At 35.6% G+C, this 20,915-nt stretch carries 21 protein-coding genes; 4 read left to right on the forward strand and 17 right to left on the reverse strand.

From position 1 onward, the window contains the following. Positions 1 to 18: 18 nt before the first annotated feature. The 6 genes from AC6CHV_RS03955 to AC6CHV_RS03980 all read right to left on the reverse strand — a co-directional run bounded on the left by AC6CHV_RS03955 (position 19) and on the right by AC6CHV_RS03980 (position 6,074). A complete protein-coding gene (locus tag AC6CHV_RS03955) occupies positions 19 to 924 on the reverse strand; it encodes a hypothetical protein (protein WP_440272472.1) in 906 nt (301 codons plus the stop codon). A gap of 308 nt (positions 925 to 1,232) precedes the next feature. Beyond that, positions 1,233 to 1,850, reverse strand: coding sequence for an alpha/beta hydrolase (locus AC6CHV_RS03960; protein WP_440272502.1), 618 nt, complete (start codon positions 1,848 to 1,850; stop codon positions 1,233 to 1,235). Between the two features lie 79 nt (positions 1,851 to 1,929). Next, positions 1,930 to 2,448 carry a spermidine/spermine N(1)-acetyltransferase gene (gene paiA, locus AC6CHV_RS03965; RefSeq protein ID WP_440272471.1) on the reverse strand — a complete coding sequence of 173 codons (519 nt, stop codon included), beginning with the start codon at positions 2,446 to 2,448 and terminating at the stop codon, positions 1,930 to 1,932. Between the two features lie 266 nt (positions 2,449 to 2,714). Next, positions 2,715 to 4,118, reverse strand: a complete 1,404-nt coding sequence (locus AC6CHV_RS03970; protein WP_498078152.1) for a serine hydrolase — start codon at positions 4,116 to 4,118, stop codon at positions 2,715 to 2,717. A gap of 253 nt (positions 4,119 to 4,371) precedes the next feature. Next, entirely contained in the window at positions 4,372 to 4,941 is a 570-nt protein-coding gene (locus AC6CHV_RS03975) for a dihydrofolate reductase family protein (protein WP_498078153.1), read from the reverse strand. A 44-nt stretch (positions 4,942 to 4,985) separates the two neighbouring features. Further along, positions 4,986 to 6,074, reverse strand: a complete 1,089-nt coding sequence (locus tag AC6CHV_RS03980; RefSeq protein WP_498078154.1) for a DUF3626 domain-containing protein — start codon at positions 6,072 to 6,074, stop codon at positions 4,986 to 4,988. Positions 6,075 to 6,229: 155 nt separating this feature from the next. Between AC6CHV_RS03980 and AC6CHV_RS03985 the strand changes: the two genes are divergently transcribed. Both AC6CHV_RS03985 and AC6CHV_RS03990 read left to right on the forward strand, forming a co-directional pair. Further along, a complete protein-coding gene (locus AC6CHV_RS03985; RefSeq protein WP_498078155.1) occupies positions 6,230 to 6,655 on the forward strand; it encodes a hypothetical protein in 426 nt (141 codons plus the stop codon). Between the two features lie 67 nt (positions 6,656 to 6,722). Then, positions 6,723 to 7,727 carry a DUF3231 family protein gene (locus AC6CHV_RS03990; protein WP_498078156.1) on the forward strand — a complete coding sequence of 335 codons (1,005 nt, stop codon included), beginning with the start codon at positions 6,723 to 6,725 and terminating at the stop codon, positions 7,725 to 7,727. Positions 7,728 to 8,568: 841 nt separating this feature from the next. Here the strand turns inward: AC6CHV_RS03990 and AC6CHV_RS03995 are convergent. Beyond that, complete coding sequence (locus tag AC6CHV_RS03995) at positions 8,569 to 9,384, reverse strand: undecaprenyl-diphosphate phosphatase (RefSeq protein WP_498078157.1); 816 nt, start codon at positions 9,382 to 9,384, stop codon at positions 8,569 to 8,571. A gap of 341 nt (positions 9,385 to 9,725) precedes the next feature. Here AC6CHV_RS03995 and AC6CHV_RS04000 point away from each other — a divergent pair, with 341 nt between their 5' ends. After that, the gene (locus AC6CHV_RS04000; protein WP_341331216.1) at positions 9,726 to 9,899 is read left to right on the forward strand and encodes an aspartyl-phosphate phosphatase Spo0E family protein; all 174 of its coding nucleotides are present in this window, start codon (positions 9,726 to 9,728) and stop codon (positions 9,897 to 9,899) included. Positions 9,900 to 10,146: 247 nt separating this feature from the next. On the opposite strand, the gene ehuA is transcribed toward AC6CHV_RS04000, so the two are convergent. From ehuA to ehuB, 4 genes are all read right to left on the reverse strand, one after another. Further along, entirely contained in the window at positions 10,147 to 10,917 is a 771-nt protein-coding gene (gene ehuA / locus AC6CHV_RS04005) for an ectoine/hydroxyectoine ABC transporter ATP-binding protein EhuA (RefSeq protein WP_121448097.1), read from the reverse strand. Beyond that, positions 10,910 to 11,614: an ectoine/hydroxyectoine ABC transporter permease subunit EhuD gene (gene ehuD, locus AC6CHV_RS04010; RefSeq protein ID WP_498078158.1), complete on the reverse strand. Its 705-nt coding sequence runs from the start codon at positions 11,612 to 11,614 to the stop codon at positions 10,910 to 10,912. Before ehuD ends, ehuA begins: the two co-directional genes overlap by 8 nt. Before the next feature lie 14 nt (positions 11,615 to 11,628). Continuing rightward, complete coding sequence (locus AC6CHV_RS04015) at positions 11,629 to 12,291, reverse strand: amino acid ABC transporter permease (RefSeq protein ID WP_440272501.1); 663 nt, start codon at positions 12,289 to 12,291, stop codon at positions 11,629 to 11,631. 201 nt (positions 12,292 to 12,492) lie between these two features. Beyond that, positions 12,493 to 13,401: an ectoine/hydroxyectoine ABC transporter substrate-binding protein EhuB gene (ehuB, locus tag AC6CHV_RS04020; protein ID WP_341331213.1), complete on the reverse strand. Its 909-nt coding sequence runs from the start codon at positions 13,399 to 13,401 to the stop codon at positions 12,493 to 12,495. Between the two features lie 561 nt (positions 13,402 to 13,962). Between ehuB and AC6CHV_RS04025 the strand changes: the two genes are divergently transcribed. Then, positions 13,963 to 15,033: a metal ABC transporter solute-binding protein, Zn/Mn family gene (locus AC6CHV_RS04025; protein ID WP_498078159.1), complete on the forward strand. Its 1,071-nt coding sequence runs from the start codon at positions 13,963 to 13,965 to the stop codon at positions 15,031 to 15,033. A 42-nt stretch (positions 15,034 to 15,075) separates the two neighbouring features. Here the strand turns inward: AC6CHV_RS04025 and AC6CHV_RS04030 are convergent, their stop codons facing one another. The 6 genes from AC6CHV_RS04030 to glxB all read right to left on the reverse strand — a co-directional run bounded on the left by AC6CHV_RS04030 (position 15,076) and on the right by glxB (position 20,846). After that, positions 15,076 to 15,543 carry a CBO0543 family protein gene (locus AC6CHV_RS04030; RefSeq protein ID WP_498078160.1) on the reverse strand — a complete coding sequence of 156 codons (468 nt, stop codon included), beginning with the start codon at positions 15,541 to 15,543 and terminating at the stop codon, positions 15,076 to 15,078. A 469-nt stretch (positions 15,544 to 16,012) separates the two neighbouring features. Continuing rightward, positions 16,013 to 17,389, reverse strand: a complete 1,377-nt coding sequence (gene dsdA / locus AC6CHV_RS04035; protein ID WP_498078161.1) for a D-serine ammonia-lyase — start codon at positions 17,387 to 17,389, stop codon at positions 16,013 to 16,015. A 151-nt stretch (positions 17,390 to 17,540) separates the two neighbouring features. Beyond that, the gene (locus tag AC6CHV_RS04040; RefSeq protein ID WP_440272459.1) at positions 17,541 to 18,407 is read right to left on the reverse strand and encodes an ABC transporter permease subunit; all 867 of its coding nucleotides are present in this window, start codon (positions 18,405 to 18,407) and stop codon (positions 17,541 to 17,543) included. Continuing rightward, complete coding sequence (locus tag AC6CHV_RS04045) at positions 18,391 to 19,326, reverse strand: ATP-binding cassette domain-containing protein (RefSeq protein WP_498078162.1); 936 nt, start codon at positions 19,324 to 19,326, stop codon at positions 18,391 to 18,393. Before AC6CHV_RS04045 ends, AC6CHV_RS04040 begins: the two co-directional genes overlap by 17 nt. Before the next feature lie 71 nt (positions 19,327 to 19,397). Further along, complete coding sequence (locus tag AC6CHV_RS04050; protein WP_498078163.1) at positions 19,398 to 20,246, reverse strand: hypothetical protein; 849 nt, start codon at positions 20,244 to 20,246, stop codon at positions 19,398 to 19,400. Positions 20,247 to 20,447: 201 nt separating this feature from the next. Next, positions 20,448 to 20,846 (reverse strand): methylglyoxalase, encoded by a 399-nt coding sequence (gene glxB / locus AC6CHV_RS04055; RefSeq protein WP_498078164.1) that lies wholly within the window; start codon positions 20,844 to 20,846, stop codon positions 20,448 to 20,450. Positions 20,847 to 20,915: the final 69 nt, after the last annotated feature.

The raw sequence follows: 20,915 nt of genomic DNA on the forward strand, positions 1-20,915 counted from the left end.
TGCGTCTTCTAGTTTTTATCATTCCTCACGAAACTTTACATCAAATAGATAATCAGATGAGATGGTACCTTCGAAACTTTCTTCTCTTAGATTTCCTTGATCATCTCTTTTTTCTCCCGTTTTCTTCATTGCAAATGTTGAGATATAATAGGCTTCAACTGGTAACCTTTCATCATCTAATACTTGTATTTCTCCATTTAATAAGAAATAATGAGTGCCGTTTTCTACTGCAAAATTCGTTCGTTCTCCTGTACTTCGGATCACATAGGAGGAAAAGTCACCCTTTAAATGAGTAATATCTTTAATATCAAGAACATCCAAATTTTCAAAGAAATGTTCAGCATCAATCAATCGATTGTATTGGAGCCAGGTATCAAGCTTACTATTCGTAACTTGATACCTACTCTTATTAATATCGTATCGAATTTGATAAAGGACAAAACTATTGCCATTTTGTCTGGGTAGCTGCCAGCTTAAGTCTGTGATCCTACCATCTTTAAGATACTCTACTCTAAAATCCTCAAGCCTGAAATTTTGGTTCTCTAGCTTTAATTTTTGCTTAATAAGTTCATATTCATTTTTAAAGTTCATCGTATACACTGAACCAAGTTTATGTTCGATAAATAGTGGGCGGCTTTGCCATTCTTGATTGGCAATTGGCAATATCCAATGGACCAGGATAAATGAGAGTACACCGAATATAGCTGCCAATCGTTTTATATCTATGTTTAACGAAGGTCGAAAAAATATCAGGTACACGATAAACCCTAGAGGAAGTGGAATTTGATTGAAATTAAAAGCAAATGAACCTAATATAAAGTATCCAATTATTTTCAACGGAAAATAGGATTCTGCTTCACTCTTTTTCAGTACTAAAAATATAAAACTAACAACTAATAGAACTGAGTATACAATAGATGCCATTTTGCCCCCCTCTCTAGTAGGAAAACTCTTTGATCGAAATCCGATCTGTAAAACTATTTTTTATCTCGGTGTATTAAGTTTTATTGAAAAAAACCGCACTTAATAATTATACTATCATTCCTAACATTACAGCATAGCCTGAAAATACTTCATTCCCGTCAAAACTACTACAAATTGCTATGCCAGCAATTCCACCCACAACCAGCTTATCGTTTTAATCTTTTTGTAGTTTGATTAATATATTTCAAGACATTTTAATTACTTCTTCGTTTATCCACCCACATTACTCGCAAAGATGAGGTAATTTTTTAAAAATCATTTATTGTGGAAATGATATTTTTTAATATTTCTATAGATTTAATTGGTTCGTTATCAAGCTCTAAACTGTGATTTCCACCTTCCACTACATTTAATATAAGATTTTGGTTGTTTTTCAATTTTTTAAAGCGTTCTTCAATGTAACAACTATCCTTATCTCCAATCATACACAGTCCTTTATTTTCACTTCTAACCATTGCATTAAATACGTCGCTTCTTTGTAGTAATGGCGTCAACCACACTAGTTTTGCTTCTTTTAACGTTGGATGATCCTGCAAATTGCTCAACGCAATCGTACCTATTGATTTTGCCACAACATAATATTTACTGTATTTTTTGCCCTTGGTTGCGTTTTCAATTGTTTGTTGTACATCATTTGCGAAATCCTTTTCATTTAGAGCAGCCATTTCTTGCCTGCTAAATTGATAGTTAATGTGTAATACATCAAAGCCTTTCGAGTAAAATACCCCTGTTGTAAAGTGTAACAATGGAGCTTGTGTTGTGTAACCAGCCCCTGGTAAGACAATAACTAAACGATCTGTTTCATCACTTTGTTCTATTAATCTATAAGGAATATTTTTAGAACCACTTATTTTATTAGTCATCATTTCCACACTCCCAAAGTTTTTTATATACTCATTGCCCAATTTTTCTTTTTATGTATCTCATCTCACTTCGCTGACCCCACTACATGAGTGTTTTTGTCATAATATAGTCCGTTTGTTCCTCATCACCCATGTAAAAAGAGTGAGCGCCAGTTTGAACAAACCCTAATTTCTTATAAAAAGCAATCGCATTTTCATTCTTTTCCCAAACGCCTAGCCATATTTTCTTTTTATTCGTTTCCTGCGTAATTTCAATCGCTTTACTATATAGATATTTACCCAGACCGTGTTTTTGAAATTTGTTCTTTATATAAATCCGCTCGATTTCAAGTGAGTCATTCCCCATTTCTTCCGACTGAGCATCATTAGTATTGACCTTCAAGTATCCAGCGAGTTCATTTTGAAAATAGACAAAATAGAATTGCGATGACATGTTGGATAATTCTTGTTCCAATTGTTTTAGGTTAAAGGCCTTTTCCAAATAAGCATTCATATTTTCGGGTGAATTTTGATCCTTAAACGTCTCATTAAATGTTTCACAACTAATTTCTTGAAGTGTCTGTAAGTCTTCTAGGTTACATTGTTTAATATGAATTGACATTAAGTTATTTCTCCCCTTTTAAAAAATCAATCACTCTTCCATACTAACATAATATTCCAAAAATACGATTGAAAATTCCCACATAAAAAGACGACCATCAGGGGTCGTCCTTTGTTTTAATTTCTTCTTTCATAAAAAGATTTTCGATACTCCATGTATATAAGTATTGCGGTAAACCTTTTATCATTTCTCAAATTTTGTGATATCAGTTTAGGCTCTTTCTCATATATCATTTATCATTTTACGAGTTCGCGATATAGCTATCATCAATTAAGTATCCTAAATCGATAGTAAATTCTCAAAATTGTAAGTATCAATCCAATGATAAAAGTGATTACCAAAAAGATCATCCCTGAAGGAAACAGACCGAATGCATCCATAATCGTGGAACTGTTATACTTTAAAGTTGGGACAATAAATAATAACCAGCCAATTCCTACAACAGGTATCAATTGAGGAATCAACCGGAAATAGAATCGCCATGCTCCATGTTTATTACGCTTTTCTGACCATTTTTTACTTCTTAGAATTCCTCTAATTCCTAAAATCAAATAAACGAGTGTCAGCACACCCAGTGAATAATCAATGATTTTAGGTGTTGGGGCTTTTAAAACTGGTGCATGTCCTTCCGTCAATTGTATGATACCAGAACTTATCTCATACGAGTGTTCGAAAGTAGTTGTGAAACTATTAAGTAATACAGCAACTGCGTAGCCACTACTCGGCACGATATCTTGTTGAGATTGGAAAGTAGATATGGATCCGCTATGTGATATACGTGCTGGTTTAATACTGGGTGAGCTAATCGACCAACCAAGCCCATATTTTTCACTTCCAGGTTGTGGTGAATACGATGCTTTTAGTAACTTTTGCGATAATAAAGGCTCCCCATTCTCATTTTTCCCTTCACTCGTATGTATTGAGAGCCATTTCCCCATATCACTAGCTGTTGTAAAGATACTTCCCGAACCGCTGAACATTTTTTCGAGCTCCGTCCAAGGTATTGCAGTGCCATATAAGGTGACAAATCCACGAGGTATTCCATATTCTTCAATTTCTCCTGAATTTACTAATGAGATTGAATTGGTCATTCCAAGCGGTAAGAATACCCTTTGTGTTAAATAATCATTAAATGTCAATCCGCTTATTTTTTCTACTAGAAATGCCAAGGTCCAGTAGTTTGCATTACTGTATGCATATTGCTTTCCTGGTTCCGATTGTAGCTTCCAATCATGGAAACGTTCTACTCCCTCTTTTAATGTATTCGCCGGGGCTACAATGGTCGGGTTCGGCACCCCAGAGGTGTGACTTAATAATTGTCGTACTGTTACCTGCTTCCATCTTGCGTCATCAAATGTAAGCTCTGGTAGGTATTGTACGATTGGGTCGTCCAGCTTTATTTTCCCTTCATCAACCAATTGTAAAACAGCAAATGCAGTAAATGGCTTAGTACCAGAAGCAATCCCCATTTTGGACTTTGCTGTCAATGGGTTGCCTTCAGAATCATGCCCATATCCTTTTTCGTATAGCACTTTCCCATCCTTAACGATTACGATGGCTGCACCAGGCAGTCCATTTTTTTCTACATAATTTGAAACGTATTCGTCAACATCGGCTGTATCAAGTGATGGAGCTGCCTGAGTTGATACAGGTACGAAAAGAAAACTCATGATTACAAGAATCAATCCTATTTTTTTTACACATAATCATCCTCCAAATTATTGAATTCGTTATGGTTGGATTGGTCGAGTTACATTCATTCATAATTACTACATAGTATCCAATGTCCAAAAATAAAAAGACCATCCGTTCGATGATCCTCCCTTGTAGCAGTGTGTTAAATTGGCTCTCTTTATACTTTTTCCCTAAATTTCTTCCTAATCATATCTATTTTTCGTTTCTTACATTCTTCAATAAGAGATATTATGATTCTCCATTCAAATGATAGATTATTTGCACAACGCCAGATGAAAACGATCTTGTATGAACCATTTTTAAATTTATCCTATGTTTTAGATCAGTAAACAAAGGTTTTCCTTCTCCCAATACAACTGGGTGAATCGATAACCTAAATTCATCAACAAGTCCTAAATTAATAAATGTTGTAATGAGATTTGCTCCACCATATAACCAGATGTCTTTACCAGGTTTTTTCTTCAATTCATTTATTTCTTCAACAATCTTTTCATTTATAAATTTCGCTTGATCATCCGTCTTTTTTGTTCGGGAAAACACGTATTTCTCTTTACTATGAACCAATTTCCAAATTTCCTTTTCAGAATCAGACTCTTCATTTTGCGGAGTATACTGCCCCCATAAATCATAGCTTTTTCTACCATATAAAATAGTATCAATTTGATTTAAGAAATCAGTAAATTTCATATCAGGGTCCATAATGCACCAATCTATTTCTCCGTTTTTCCCCTCAATAAATCCATCTAACGTAACTGCTAAATCTAGAATGATTCTTCTCTGTTTAATGTTATTCGTCATAGTTCTCGGTCCTTTCATTTCAAATAAACAATTTCCCTGATTATCTATAGCTCATAAGGCTTTCCATACCTAACTAGCACATGCCATAAAAGTTTTAATTCCTGAAGTACCTCCCTGAAACTGCCACGGTCAATCCAATTTTGAGGATTACGGTATAGGTCCATGACGGCACAACCAATTATAGCCGCATTGATACAATTATTTTGTGCAATCCGGGCTGCTAGTGAAGGCATGGTTGGGCCTCTGAAGTTAGAAGGAACTTCAACTGCCTGAAGTACAAATCCTCTATGCCACAATAATTCAATCGAATATTTAAGACATAGTTCTTCTAAGGTGGTTCCGATATTTGTCTCTTTAAAAGAAGGGTCCGCAACAAGAACTTCCACGTCTTCCTTAAGTGAAATATCTCCATGGACTTGGGCTTCTATGTAATGATTAAGGTTACGTTTTGGTTCCTTTTTTTCGTCGGTTGTTACGCCTTTTTGAAGATTCACCAATAAATGATCGATTAATTTTGTTGGTGTTAGATCTCTTTCTCCGATTGCAAATTCCCTAGAGAATGTCTCCTCTAAGAGTGCTGCAAGAATCAAATTAAACTCTTCATATGTCCCCTTTTCCTTAGGTTCTTGGTGAGAATCTAAGTACGTAAACGTAGAGCGAGTTGATACTTTGGGGTATAGAAGAAAGTAGCATGAGCCAAAACGTGGAGCTGGCCCGTCTGAATGTAACATTATATTCAATGCACCATATTTTGGACGTTGATGACTGGTGGTACCCTCTGTTTGATAGGCTCCTCCAAACATTCGCTTTTCCCAAAGATCACGTTCGCCACCTGGAAGAGCTGATACACTCCCATTTGATATTAGGGTTTCGAATTGGCTTTTATATATTCCCTGTTCTAGAAGTGCTTCTGCAACATTCTTCATCGTTGAAACTGGCCGATCGGGATGAAAATGGATTCCAATTCGTGCATAATTTTTTAAATTTAAAACTGCTGTTCTGAAAACAGTGCTTGGGATATTCGACATTTTTAGTATATGGTTTATTAATTCATTAGCTTCACGTTTATGGTTCTTTGCATAATTAGTAATATAGTCCAAAGCTAGTTGCTGAGCCCTCGTTAGTTTCCCCACTTGAAGTTCCTCCTTCCATTATAGAGATTCACTTATATGCAATTTAATTCCAAAAAAGAACCTCTCCCCATCCTACTGTACATACTATTAACTATTCTCGAAAATTTAGTTGTTTAACTTCTTTATTGGGGAACAATACATTAGAGGTGGTTAATTTGATAAAAAAGGTACTCGTTTTTCTCTTTATTTTTCAATTACTATCAACAAGTGGTATTGCTCAAACAAATCAGCAAATACAAATATTCGATATAGATCAAGACAAAGTTATAAAAACTGTACAACTAACCAACGCAGATGTACAGCAAGAAGTAGAGAAATTTCTTAAGGGAATAACAGGCGTATATGCGAAATATAATCCTATTCCCTCTAACGGATACATGGTAAGAATTCCATTAGAACCAACTATTATGATAAGAAATAAATGGTTTGATGACCTTGTCGATGAAGTAACCATTATTCTACCTAGTCAAGAGGATCCATATTTAATGCTGTTTAATGACGAGAACCAACCATTTTTCTTAACCTTCGAAGGTAACACAGAAAAACTCTTGGAAATATTGGACTTTAATCCAGAACAGTAATTCCGCTTTAATCATGTACATTATAAAAACATCTTACTCAGGGAAAGATTAGCAAGAGGTGATTGGAATGGATAAAGAGGAATTAAAACTCACGTCGGCTGAAATAGGAACGCTATGGGGAGAATATGTAAACGGAACTGCTGTTAATACTGTAAATAAATATATGTTATCCATTATTGAAGATGAGAAAATTAAAGAGGTATTCGAAGATGCCATAAAGATTTTTGCATCACAAAAAAGTCAAATAAAAACATTCATTGAAAATCAAGAATTTCCTGTTCCGATAGGATTTACTGATTCTGACCTTAATAAGACCACCAAAAGATTATTCTCTGACATCTTCTGTTTGCACTATCTACATATAATGACCCTTCATGGTATATTAGGTCATTCTACTGCCCTTAGTTCTTCCGTAAGAAAAGACCTAAGACACTTTTATCAATCATGTTGTAATGATGGAATGAATATGTACAATAGAACAATTGAATTACTATTGGAAAAGGGACATTTTCAAAGAGACCCCTATTTTTATCCGGCAAAAGGACCGGAATATGTTTCAGGTCAAAAATTCTTAGGTGATTTTTTCGGAGATCAACGGCCATTAGCCGCTACAGAAATAGTTGCTTTATCACTTAATATAAAAAAGAAAATACTGGAAAAGTCACTTTCTATTGGATTTAGCCAAGTAACCCAATCACAGGAAGTTAGAAAATTTTTGGAGAAAGCCGAAAGGGCATCAGATCAACAAATTCAAGCACTGAGTAAATTACTTAAAGATGATAATTTGCCTGTTCCCATGTCCTGGGAAACAGAAGTCACGAACTCTCAAGATTCACCTTTTTCCGATAAATTAATGATGTTTCATATAGGTTTCTTACTACAATCAGCCCAATCATATCACGGTGCAGGTCTTGCTTCTGCCATGAGATTTGACCTCGTAGCAACTTATGAGAAAATCATATTAAAAAATCTAATGATAACCAAAGAGTGGTTTAATATCATGTCTAAAAATAAATGGATCGAACAACCACCACTTGCTCCAAATCGAAAAGATATTGCAAAAAATAAGTAAAGATGTCCTTGAGTTGGGACATCTTATTTTCTTTGGGTCATTGTACTCATAATAGGTATGTAATATCCTTTCAATGATAACCAAACGACCAGATAATAAGCACGATACTCGCTATCCCCCAAGCTGTTGTTCCACCTACAACCAAATCTGAGATTGAGTAGAAGCGCGTTTCCCCATTTCTATATTTCTTTTAATTATTGCCAAGACAACAAATCCGATTATCATAATACAAATCGTTATCCCAAGAAAAACATCCATTTCACCCCCTCTTTCTTAAGAACTTTATGGTTCTTCCAATAATATGTAACAAATAGATCATTAGTGAATATATCACTATCCCGAATGTGAAATTTATGGGGTGAGTTTGCAAATTAAATCCGTGTATTTCGTTATACAATTCTTTTTGTTGTTGAGACCATAAAGTGATAAATATAGTAATCACCATTAATATTAATGCTATAATTGCTTTTTTATGAAAGGTTACGTTAACAAAACTGTGTTTTAACGCATTTGCCAACTTTCCTTTTCTATGAGCTACTGTTTCCGATTTTCTTTGGATGGGAGCTAAAAATTAAAATAATAAACCTCCCCATACAATAGCCATCACGACCAAACTTGTATAATCCATGTAAAGTGAAACCCCTTCCTATAAATTGACTCGGAAATTCCCCTTTTAGTCTTTAATGATTTATGCTTTACTAATTCTACTTATTTTAGCGAATTTCCTTTTTTTTAAGATGAATAAGAAAACTGTTTGCATCAATCCAAACGGTCTCCTTGTACAAAAAAAGCGATAACCCTTCAATGGATTATCGCACCTTTCGTTCAAATAAGATAAACGTTAGAAGAAAATGAGAAGTAATGCCCCTACTAAGAAACAATAATATGTAAAATAAGATAGTTTCCCACTTTTCATGATTCCCATAAACCACTTCAACGCAATATAGGTCATTAACAGTGTTGCGATAAATGCAGCTAAATACGGAATGGCTAAGTCTGCTTTATTTGGTTCGTTTAAAAAATCAGAAATGCCAAGAATAACTCCCCCGAGGCTCACGGGAATATACAACATAAATGAAAATCGAAGAGCCGTATCTGATTTCATTCCAACAGCAACGGCAGAAATAATGGTTGCACCTGAACGACTGATACCTGGTGTTAATGCGACAGCCTGCCCCAGTCCAACAATTAATGCATCCTTCATTGTTAAATCACTCTCGCCTTTATTCCCTTTCATATTGCGTATTAACCACAAGGCAATCCCTGTGATGAAAAGCATCAGTGCAATCGTCGTCATACTAACATTTTCTGCTATAAAGTCACTTAATAATATCCCAAGAACACCTGCCGGGATAGTGCCTATTACAATAAAGAAAACAAACCGAAAGTCACTCTTATAACAAAAATCTTTCGTTTTTACATAAAGAATTGAATTTACTGCAAGTCTTGCGATATCTTTTCGATAAATAAAAAGTATCGCAAATAGTGAAGCTGTATTTGTTAAGATAGCAAAAGTAAATCCTTGTTCACCAAGCCCCAAAATTTCACTAGCAATCATGACGTGCCCACTTGATGACACCGGAATTGGTTCTGTAAAGCCTTGTACTAACCCAACAATAATCATTTTGATTATTAATATGATATCTAGATCCCCCATTGTTACCTCCTCATAAAACAAATAATAGGTCGACGCAATCGGACCTATTCTTAAATATAATATACTTAAATGAGAATAACCATCGATTAATCTTACAATTAAGCGGACTAATCTAACATTATTGTCACGAAAGTTAATGAATTAAAATGAACTCCCTTCACAACTCTATCAACCTGAAAAAATTCATTATGTAAAGTGGAGTTTTTCACATTTTTGTCACATACTGTTTTATCTTCTTTTGACTTATTTTGTCGAAGGGCTTTTCATTATGTAAAAAAATTTGCATAATAGTGTTTGTATTTGTTTTTTTGAAGCGTTAAATAAATAAAGAGGTGTAGAAATTGTTACAGGAAAATACGCAGTTTAATAGGGAATCTATTATTATATCAATCGTTCGAAAAAGAGATGAAATGATCCGCCTTGCTAGTTCAAATGGACTTTTAAATACAGAGACAATTAAATGCAGTCAAGAACTTGATAAACTATTAAATGTTTTTAATAACTATAAAAATTAATATCCGCATGGTGTCCAACTTCAACTACCAAATGTCATTCAATCGTGACACCAATTTATTTTTCCAACTATTCCTATTAGCTAAAGTCTTCTATTATAAAACTTCAATTCACCTTCTGCGATAATTACTCAAATAAGAAAAAGAGTTGCCTATCATCTCGGATCTACAACTCTAACTCTTTTCCTATTATTTTTAATAGATTGGTCCTATATGGTGTGGGACGAGGGACCTGTCCCCGTGCCCCATTTCAAGATCGGAAGCGACTTAGGAATTGTTGAAGGCGTTCGCTTTCGGTATTTTCTAGGACTTCTTCGGGTGTTCCCTGTTCGGCGATTACGCCGTTTTCTAAGAAAATAATTCGGTCGGCGACGTCACGTGCGAAATCCATTTCATGTGTGACCAGGACCATTGCCATTTCTCCTTCTTTGGCGATTTCACGGATCACTTCCAGTACTTCACCTACTAGCTCTGGGTCAAGGGCTGAGGTTACTTCATCAAAAAGCATCACTTTCGGACGCATGACAAGTGCGCGTGCCATCGCTACCCGTTGTTTTTGACCGCCTGAAAGCTGATTTGGATAGTTTTCTAATTTATCACCTAAACCAACTTTTTCTAACATTTCGATTGAATTCTTCTTCGCCTCTTCCTTGGATTCTCCCTTCACATTAATAGGACCCGTCATACAATTTTCTAAGATTGTCATATGCGGAAACAAATTAAAGTGCTGGAATACCATTCCGATATCTCCTCTAATCTGCCTTAAGTGCTTTTCATTAGCTCTAACTAATTCACCTTTTTTCTCCATCTGCCAGAGGTTTTGGCCATTTACCTCAATGACCCCTGAAGTCGGTTCTTCCAATGTCATCAATAACCGAATAATCGTCGTTTTACCAGACCCGCTCGGTCCAATCAATGCAATCTTTTCAGCAGGTGCGATATCTAAGTTAATTCCTTTTAAGACATCGACCTCATCGAAAGATTTAGTCACATTTTTATAGGTTACAATCGGCTCAGCCATCGATAGCCACTCCCTTTTTTACATTTTTAGCTCCTGTTGGATCTTTCTTATCAAATCGTCGGTTCATCTTGTTTTCTAATTTTTTGATTAAGATTGCTGATGGATAACTTAATAGCAGGAAGAAAATAGCCACTAATGTATATGGTTCTAAATACGCCCAATTTCTTGCACCAAATTTATCCGCCATAAGCAACATGCCTGCAACCCCAACTGTCGATGTCAATGGGATCTCCTTGAACATGATGATTAAATAATTCCCCAGCATTGGGATGATCGGAGGAATGGCTTGTGGAAGGATGACCTTTGTCCATCTATCCCTCACAGACATATTTAAAGCAATTGAGGCTTCCCATTGCCCTTTATCAACAGATTGAATACCAGAACGATAGATTTCAGAGATGTATGTACTGTAGTGAACCCCTAGTCCTAACACCGCAACAGTAAATGGACTTAAACTCACGCCTACATATGGAACCATCGGTAACCCAAAAAACAAGAAAAACAATTGCACAAGTGGCGGTGTCGAACGAATAAACTCAAGCACAAATGACACAACCCACTGAAAGGGTTTAAACGGGATTCGTTTAAGAGTAACCCAAACAAAACCAAACACCATCGCAAAAAGATAACAGGCAATTGTTACCCCAAGGGTCACCCACAACCCTTTAAAAATCATCGGAAGTGATCCAAAAAACATATTCCAATCCCACATTATTCACTTGCCACTCCCTTCGATGATTGTTTTTCCGCCCACTTCGTTAAACCAATTAAAGGTAAGGCGATAATAAAATAGAATACTAGAATTAGTAAGTAGACAGTAGGCGTAGAAGAAAGATTGGTATTTGTATAAAGTTGGCCTTTATACACAATATCAGCCAAGCCTACGAGTGATATGAGAGAGGTTGCCTTTAACATTTGTATCAAATAATTGCCGAATTCCGGAAGCATCATCCGTACCGCTTGCGGCAAAATGACAATTCTCATCCTCTGAAAGCGTGACATATTCAGAGCAATCGCTGCCTCTGTTTGTCCGTGTGCAACGGATAGAATTGAGCCACGAACAGTTTCTGACATATAGGCACCATAATTCATTGAAATGGCAATCACACAAGCCCAAAATTCAGAACCTAAATCAATCCCAAACAAAATTGGCAACGCATAGAAAAACCAAAACAATTGAATGATTAAAGAAGTGCCACGGAAAATTTCGACGAAAAAACCTGAAAACTTTCGGATAAAGATATTCTTCGATAATCGACCAAACCCTGCTAAAAAAGCAACTAGAAAGGAGAAAAATGCAGATGTAACTAATATCGTAATCGTAATATTTAAACCTTGAAGTAAAATTGAAAAGATCTCACCTATTTGACTAATTTGAATCACCTCGTTTTTGATTAAACCGATGGAATTGCGCGTTAATCCTCGGAATTGCGTTTTATTTCTAACAATTGCGCTATAACAACGGAATTGCATTTTGTATCGCAATATCCTGCTATAACTATCCAAATCTTGATTCAAACCAAACCCACTAAAAAACAGATCCCCCATTGGGAGACCTGTCGACTTTTCCCCGTGTTATTTTAAACTTTCAATCACTTGTTCCGTTGTTAAATCGTTTGGAACAAGGTTGCCTTCACCAAAACCAGATGGGGTAATGAGATCAAGAATCTCTCCACTTTCTTTAAGCTTCTTCAGTTCTGCATTGTATGCCTCTACGAGTTCATCGTTACCTTTTGCAAAGCCAGCTGCACCATAACTTGGTACACCCTTGATATCAGGTTGCTCAAAATCTTCCACAAATTCTAATGCATCTTGATCAGAAGATTCTAAGGCCATTTTCACCGTCATTTCTGTCCCTGTTGTCGCTTGAGCACGACCTGATTGCACAGCTGAGAATGTAGCTGGAATGTCAGCAACCTCAAGAATCTGGTCTTCACTAACACCCATTTCAGTTAAAAACTCTATTTCAGTTGTCCCAGACATGACCGCCACAACTACATCAGGATTATTAGCAATATCCGTGTAACTATGAAGATCTAATGGATTTCCTTTTTCAACAATTAAACCTTCGCCATATTGAATTTCCGGTTCACCAAATTGCACTTGTTCTGCACGTTCTGGCAAAATTGCCATTCCTGCTGTGATGACATCAAATTTGCCAGCCTTTACTCCTGGAATGAGTTGATTCCACTCTGCAATTTGACCTTCTACATTTTCAATTCCCATATTGTGAAAAACCTTTGTAGCAATCTCAACGGCTGCTCCTTTTAATTCTCCTGTTTTAGCATCTTGATAAGCATATGGCGGTTCATTTGAAAAACCAATTCTAACGGTTCCTTTTTCTTTCAGCTCTTCTAGTAAACTTGAAGAATCACTACTAGACTTTCCTCCCTCAGTTGATCCACCTGCTTCCTGACCGGTTCCACAAGCTGTCATCATTCCCATGATAAATACTAAAAATAAAATTGATAAGGTTTTTTTCATGTACCTATATACCCCCTGAGTTTTTTATTCTAGAAAAGATTCTGATTGGCAATACTTGTTCAAATTGATTTTTGAAACGAAAGTACCACGAACAATGACGTCATATAAAATTGTATATCTTTTTTGAATACTTGCTCAAATGCCATATTATTGGATAATTCGGGATATATTGGGATTATTCATGTTATGGACTGCTGACTAGAGGATTATGTAAACATGCTCCTTTAGATTCATAAATGGTAACAAATGCTTCAAAATTGAAAGCACCTGCTACAAGCCATGGCCACCAGTCTCTATAAATAATAGAAAAGTAAGAATCTCCTATTCTTGAAAAAATAATAAATCATTTCCACTTCAAAATTTTACTTGAAAGTTTTTAAATTCTATCGTAATATTATTTAAGTAAATCGAAATCATTACGATTTGTTGAAATCAAAGAGCCTAATAAATGCACCAAGTAAAATGAACATTCATTTTTTTAGTTTATTAATCGGAATGATTACGATATACATTTTACATATACCGAGTAAATCGGAATGATTATGATTGAGAGGGAAATTGATGAAAATTAAGCACGGTATTGCATTTTTCGTTTTATTAGCAACCACATTTTTGTTTGGGTGTGTCCAAGAAAACAAAACGGGTATAATTGAAGCAAAAAACACTCCTACACCATCTGAACGTCTTAAAATCTACACTACAGTCTTTCCATTACAGGATTTTACAGAAAAAATTGGTGGTGAATATGTAGAGGTTTTAAGTGTGTTCCCTACAGGTGCTGACGCTCACACATTCGAACCCACTCCAAAAACGATGGTAAGGATTGCGGAAGCTGATGCTCTTATTTATGTTGGTGCAGGTGTAGAAGGCTTCATTGATGCAGCCATTAAAACATTCGAAAATGAAAAGGTGCAATTGGTTAAGGCTACGCAAAATATGGAACTTTCGAAAGCACAAGAAGAATACGAATTACTTAATGATGAGGAGATAACTGAAACTGAACACGACCACCACCAATTTGATTCAAATATTGAAAAAAGCAACAGCCATGATGAACACGAGGTACAAGTTGACAGTGATACTGGTACGGAAGATCACCATCATCATGGAGATGTTGATCCACATGTTTGGTTAGATCCTCTTTTAGCTCGAGAGTTGGCTGAAAATATTCTTCATATACTTGAGGAATTAAAACCAGAGGCTAAAAAAGACTTTGAAAAACATTTTGATGGACTAGTAAAAAACTTGCATTTATTAGACCAAGAATTCATGGAAGTTGTGAACGAGTCTTCTAGGAAAGAAATAGTAGTATCCCATGCAGCTTACGGTTATTGGGAATCAAGGTATGGTATAAAGCAAATTAGTGTTTCCGGATTATCTCCCACAAATGAGCCTACCCAAAAGGATTTAACACGCATTATTAACCTAGCAAAAGAACATAACATCAAGTTTGTGTTATTTGAGCAAAATCTTACTTCAAAAGTTTCTGAAATGGTAAAAAACGAAATCAACGCAGAAGCTCTAACTCTCCATAACCTGGAATCAGCTACAGAAGAGGATATTAAAAACAATGCTGATTATTTTAGCATTATGAGACAAAATCTAGAAACATTGAAAACAGCTTTGCATTAATCAAAAATAGCATAGGTCCTTTGGGACTTATGCTATGTAAATCTACTTGTCAGCGCTTTTTTTGTTAAACCATTTCCATATCCCCAACGAAATATATAATGTAATAAACATGGAAATCGAGCTCCAATACCATCTCCAATTTATATATTCAATAGTATCTGTATATCTTTCAAGTATCACTTCTATACCTGTTAATAAAGAAACTATTATACTTGTAAATAAAAGTCCTCTTAACTTTGATTTTCGTGGATGATATAAATTATATAATGCACTAACGATTGGGAACGCAAAGTATTCAAATGTAAAACTAGTTCGAGCTGCATCATCAAAGAGACGAACTGGATAACTGATCAAATTAAACTCGGATACAAGAAAGCCTAATGGCCATGTGATTGTTTGCATAATAAGAAAGCCAATAATGGCTAAGCGAAGTTTCGAAACTGGTACTAAAAAACAGAATAATAAGATTCCTATTATCCATGAAGATAAAAGGATTATTATTTCTATCAATATATACCTCACCCTTTTCCAGAGCAAGATCATTATAGGTGGGTGCTCTAGGTGTTGTTACTCAAATAATCTCAATCTTCTTTATATTCCATATTTTATATTAGCTATACTTTTTGTGCTTGTCTATAGAAATTAGGCAAAATTACTATATAAAATATAACTTTTTTACTATATTCATATAAAAAGGTAATATATGGGACTTTATTACTATTTTATGTAAAAAAAGAAAGCATTACTTTTTTTGTAATGCTCTTTAATAATTAGAATTTGTTTACTGATTGCTTAAGAAATTTGAATATATTCAATCATAAAAATTCGTAATTAGGATTACAAACTTTAGCATTTTCTGATCCTCTTTTTCATTTTAGGCTACTTATATTCCACAATAAAATCCCCCTAATATTCACTTTATCTACCAAATAGATAAGTGGATATTAAGGGACTTTAAAAAATGCTTTAAAAAAATATTTCATTTATTTTTTTGAGGTTTCGAGTTTAGTACCTTTACCCCTTTTTCTACATAGGAATCCATGATTTCTTTTGGAACCATGCTGCCTCCCGTTGCCCATGATATATGAACAGCATCCTTTATTTTTTCTGTTAAATTATTTTTCTTGATATAAAGTCTTCCTTCTGGTTCAGCAAAGAATCGAGCTGGGCCAGCTATTCCCGCTAATGCAGAGGGTTCCAAGTAGATATTTTCTGTTTGAGACAACATACTGAGATAAGCAAATAACTGATCGTCTTCCACCGTATAGACCCCACTAATTAACTGCTCTAATGTTTTGCCAACAAAGCCCGAAGGCCTGCCAACAGCTAAGCCATCAGCAGCCGTTTTGTTATCGATGCCAAAATCTTGGACTGAAATCTTATCATGTTGCTCGGTTAATAAGCCTAATAACATACAAGGTGAATGCGTCGGTTCGGCAAAAAAACAGTGGACATGATTTTTGAAAAGTAGCTTTAGACCAAAAGCCACACCCCCTGGCCCGCCACCAACTCCACAAGGAAGGTACACAAACAATGGACGATTTTCATCAATGGTAATATTCATCGTTTCCAATTGTTTTTTAAGTCTTGATGCTGCAACGGCATATCCTAAGAATAAATTGGTCGAATTTTCATCATCAATAAAATAACTATTAGGATCTTCCTCAGACTGTTTTCTCCCCTGTTCAACTGCAACACTATAGTCTAATTCATGTTCGACTACTGTTACACCCTTACTCCGGAGCAGAGCTTTTTTCCATTGTTTTGCATCGACTGACATATGAACCGTTACGTTAAAACCTAGCTTTGCACTTATAATTCCAATACTTAATCCTAAATTCCCAGTAGAACCCACAACGATAGAATACTTGGAGAAGAACTGTGTAAAGGTATCACTGTCCAGTTTGCTATAATCATCATCAGTAGATAGAAGATTATTATCTAAGGCTAAATCTTCTGCATGCTTCAAAACCTCATAAATACCGCCCCTTGCTTTAATTGAGCCAGAAATCGGTAGGTGACTATCACATTTTAAGAGCAGTTTTCCTTCTATTTTTTCAGTAAACAAACTCTCAAGGGAACGCTGCATCACAGGAATTTCTTTTATAGGCGATTCGATAATTCCATTCATTTCCCTCGTTTCTGGAAAAGCACTTGCAAGATATGATGAAAATCTCTTTAACCTCTCTTCCGCATCACGGACATCCTCGATTCCTAAAGAAACATGTTGAATCGCTCTTTCAAAATCTATGTACTTTGGATTGTTCCAAAACACTTCCTCAGTTAGCAGGAGTTTTTCTAATAATGGATAAGTTTCTATCCATTCGTCTATTGTTTTTCCTAATATCGTATCCATCTCAACACCCCTTTGAAATTGGTAGCTATATATGTATAGAGTAACAGAATGTATTTACTTTAATTTAGAAGAGGTTGAACAAATCGTCAATAAATAAAACCGATTTCCCGTTTGGAAAATCGGTTTTATATCAATTGTAGTTTATCATTGACTATACATCCCGCTTTTTAAAACTATAAATTGAAAGTACCACAATAAGTACTCCATATAACAATGCATACCAAATCATCACATTACTAGGATTTGAGATACTCGTGAACATCCCACCTTGTGCCATAGACAATGGGTTATCCGTCGTATCAAATAATAAGATTGTCATTTTACGATAGATTGAATCGATTGGAAATACGAGACTCATCACGATCCCGATATTTACAAGTGTCATTTTTTCGATTAGTGCACCAAATTGTTCAATAAAACCTCCTATAAACGCCGCGCCATATAAGATTATGGAAACAATGCCTGCATTCAAGGTAGTCATTCGTGTACTTAAAAATAATCCAAATGCAATCAAGACAAATGGCTGAATCGCAAATACACTCACAGCTTTCAGTATCTGCATTGGCATAAAGTCTAAATCCATCCACTCCGTTCCAATTCCTTGGTGAATGAGGATAATACTAAAAAATAATCCGATAGCGTAAGAGATTAAGAGTAAACCTAATCCTATAAATTTGCCCAAAACAAATCTAGCTCTAGATATTGGGCGCATTAACCAAGTATCAATTTGGTGACTTGCCACTTCGCCTGAAATAGCACTAACACTAGACAATATTGTAAGAAGAGCAATGATAAATGATGAGAAATAAAGTCCGACACCCAAAAATTGTGAAGCTACGAACTGCTGCATTAAGAAGGCTTGTGTTCCAGCGTTATTCCCCGCTCCCGGTGTTTCCTTACCAATAAAATAAATAGCCGTACCGTAAAGAGCCAGAAATATGAGCGTCATAATAATCGTAATTAAAAAGATTCGCTTTGATACCATTTCTTTAAAGGTTAATTTACTGATTGTCCACATAAGCGTTCTCCTTTTTCTGGTTCACCCAATACATGAAAACATCCTCTAAATGAGGAATTATGGGTTTCACTTCAAAGATTGAAACTTGGTTTGAAGCTAAGAATTGAATGAGTCTTGGTATATCGGATTCAAGCTCAAGTTGCAAACCCCATCTTGTTCGACCCTCTTCTACTTTTATTTTCTGATAACGTGTCACAAATGAAGGCATTGAGGCATTTATTGGTTTATCCGTTACAACCTCCACTTTTGCTTCCGTCATCATTAACTCTCTCCATGGTCCCTGTGCAACCATCTCACCTTGATGAACAATCGAAACATGATCACACACTGACTCTACTTCATACAACAAATGACTATTTAAGAACACTGTTTTACCTTGGTCTCGCAGATATACCATAAGGTCTCTGACATCTTTGCGTCCTATTGGGTCAAGTGCAGATGTTGGTTCATCAAGAAAGACTACCTTTGGATCATTTAATATAGCACAAGCAAGGCCAATCCGTTGGGACATTCCCTTTGAGAATCCACTAATCTTACCATTCTCTCTTCCTGTCATTCCAACTAACTCGATGACTTCACCAATTCGTTTGTTTCGCTCACGAACTGGTATCCTACATAATTCAGCATGACTTTGTAACAATTGTCTACCAGTTAACCAATCTGGGTAACGAAATAACTCTGGCAGATATCCTACTTGTTCCCGTGATTTTGTCGTTCCAATCGGTTCTCCAAGAATATAACCTTCACCACTTGTAGGGCGTAGTAACCCAAGAAGTGTACGAACGAACGTGCTTTTCCCAGAACCATTCGGTCCTAAAAAACCGTATACCATTCCTTCCCCTACCGACAAAGTTACATCAGATATCCCACCTTTTCCATTGTACGTTTTCGTTAAAGAACTCGTTTGGATAACGTTCATTCTCTTCCCCCCTTGTTGTTTATTAAGAAAAGTTCAGAGTAACCTAAATCACTCTGAACTCTTCAAATCATTTACTTCATTTTTTTAATTAATTCCATTAGTTCCTCTGCACCCATCTTACTTTGAGTATAGATAACATGGATATTGCTATTTTCCTGCCATACCATATAGGAGTCCTCTTTACTTTCTACTACAAATCCAGGAGCATTTCCTACACGAACTTCAGTCATTGTAGAACCTTCTCTTTCTACAAGAGGAATAGGTAATGTCGTCTCAATATGATCGATGTCTGCAAGCTGTGTCTTCACATTTTCAGGTAAAAATGGTAGAGAAAGCAGTGTAGCTTTTAACTCATCTACCGATACTCCCTCAGGAACTAGGATTTCTGGAGATTTTGTGCGCATATATCTGATATGTTGCTCGTTCTGCGTGTAATCCGTTTCAATTGCATCAAAGGTTGAAACAGAAAACGATTGTTTATCTAAAGCTGCTTCGAATTGTTGTTCTGAACCTAATTGAGTTAATAGTTGATTTGCTTTTTCGACGTTTAAAGTAAAGGTGATGGTTGTTGCTGGAGTCACACTTACTGCTTCAACCTCATATTCCCCTAATTCAGGCACAGAGTAGCCAGCTTCTACAGCTGATTGATACGTATCAAAGAACTTCGGCTCCCCTGCTATCTCTGACATTTCGAGTTTTCCAATTCCCGCCAAGTCTAACGAACCTTCTTTATTTTCACGAACCCAATTATCAATTTCACTAATATCACTTTGCGTCAACTTCACCATCTCAAGTTGATTCACACGAAATAATGATAAAAATTCATTAGCTTCTACTCGAACTTGAGGAATTGCAAATGAGCTAAAAATAGCGGCTGTTGTAACCCCACTAATAAGTAAACGTTTTGTTTTAGTTTTCAATGTACTCCATTCCTTTCAAACTTTGTTTATTCGTTAGATTGATTATAAGATATTATTTATTGTTTTTCAATAAATATTTAATTATCATTAATATATTATTATCGATTCACCAAATAAATTTCAAAAAAAAAGACCAGGAATTTATCTTTTCCTAGTCTTTAGCTATATCTAAAATATACTTCATTGTTCAAATGGTGCTTTTTAGTTATTCAGGTTGTTCTGCTGAGTGATTTGAATAAGGTTTCCGCAAGTGTCATCGAAGACAGCTATTGTTACTGGACCAGCATTTGTCGGTTCCTTTGTAAATTTCACACCAAGCTCCTTTAATCGTTCGTATTCAGTTTGAATATTTTCTACTCCAAACATAGTAGCTGGGATGCCTTCAGCATATAACTTTTGTTGATACTCTTTGGCAGTGGGATTGTTATTTGGTTCGAGCACAAGCTCAGTACCTTGCTGATCTTCGGGAGATACAACTGTGATCCATCTAAATTCTCCCACGGGAACGTCATGCTTTTTTACAAACCCCAGAGTCTCAGAATAGAACTTCAGTGCCTTATCTTGATCCTCTACAAATAAACTAGTCACTATGATTTTCATCCTGTTTACCTCCATCGATATTTCCTATGAAAAAATCTTGGTTATTGTCAACAATCAAAGAATCCTGTT

Source organism: Ferdinandcohnia sp. GQ5 (assembly GCF_059759275.1).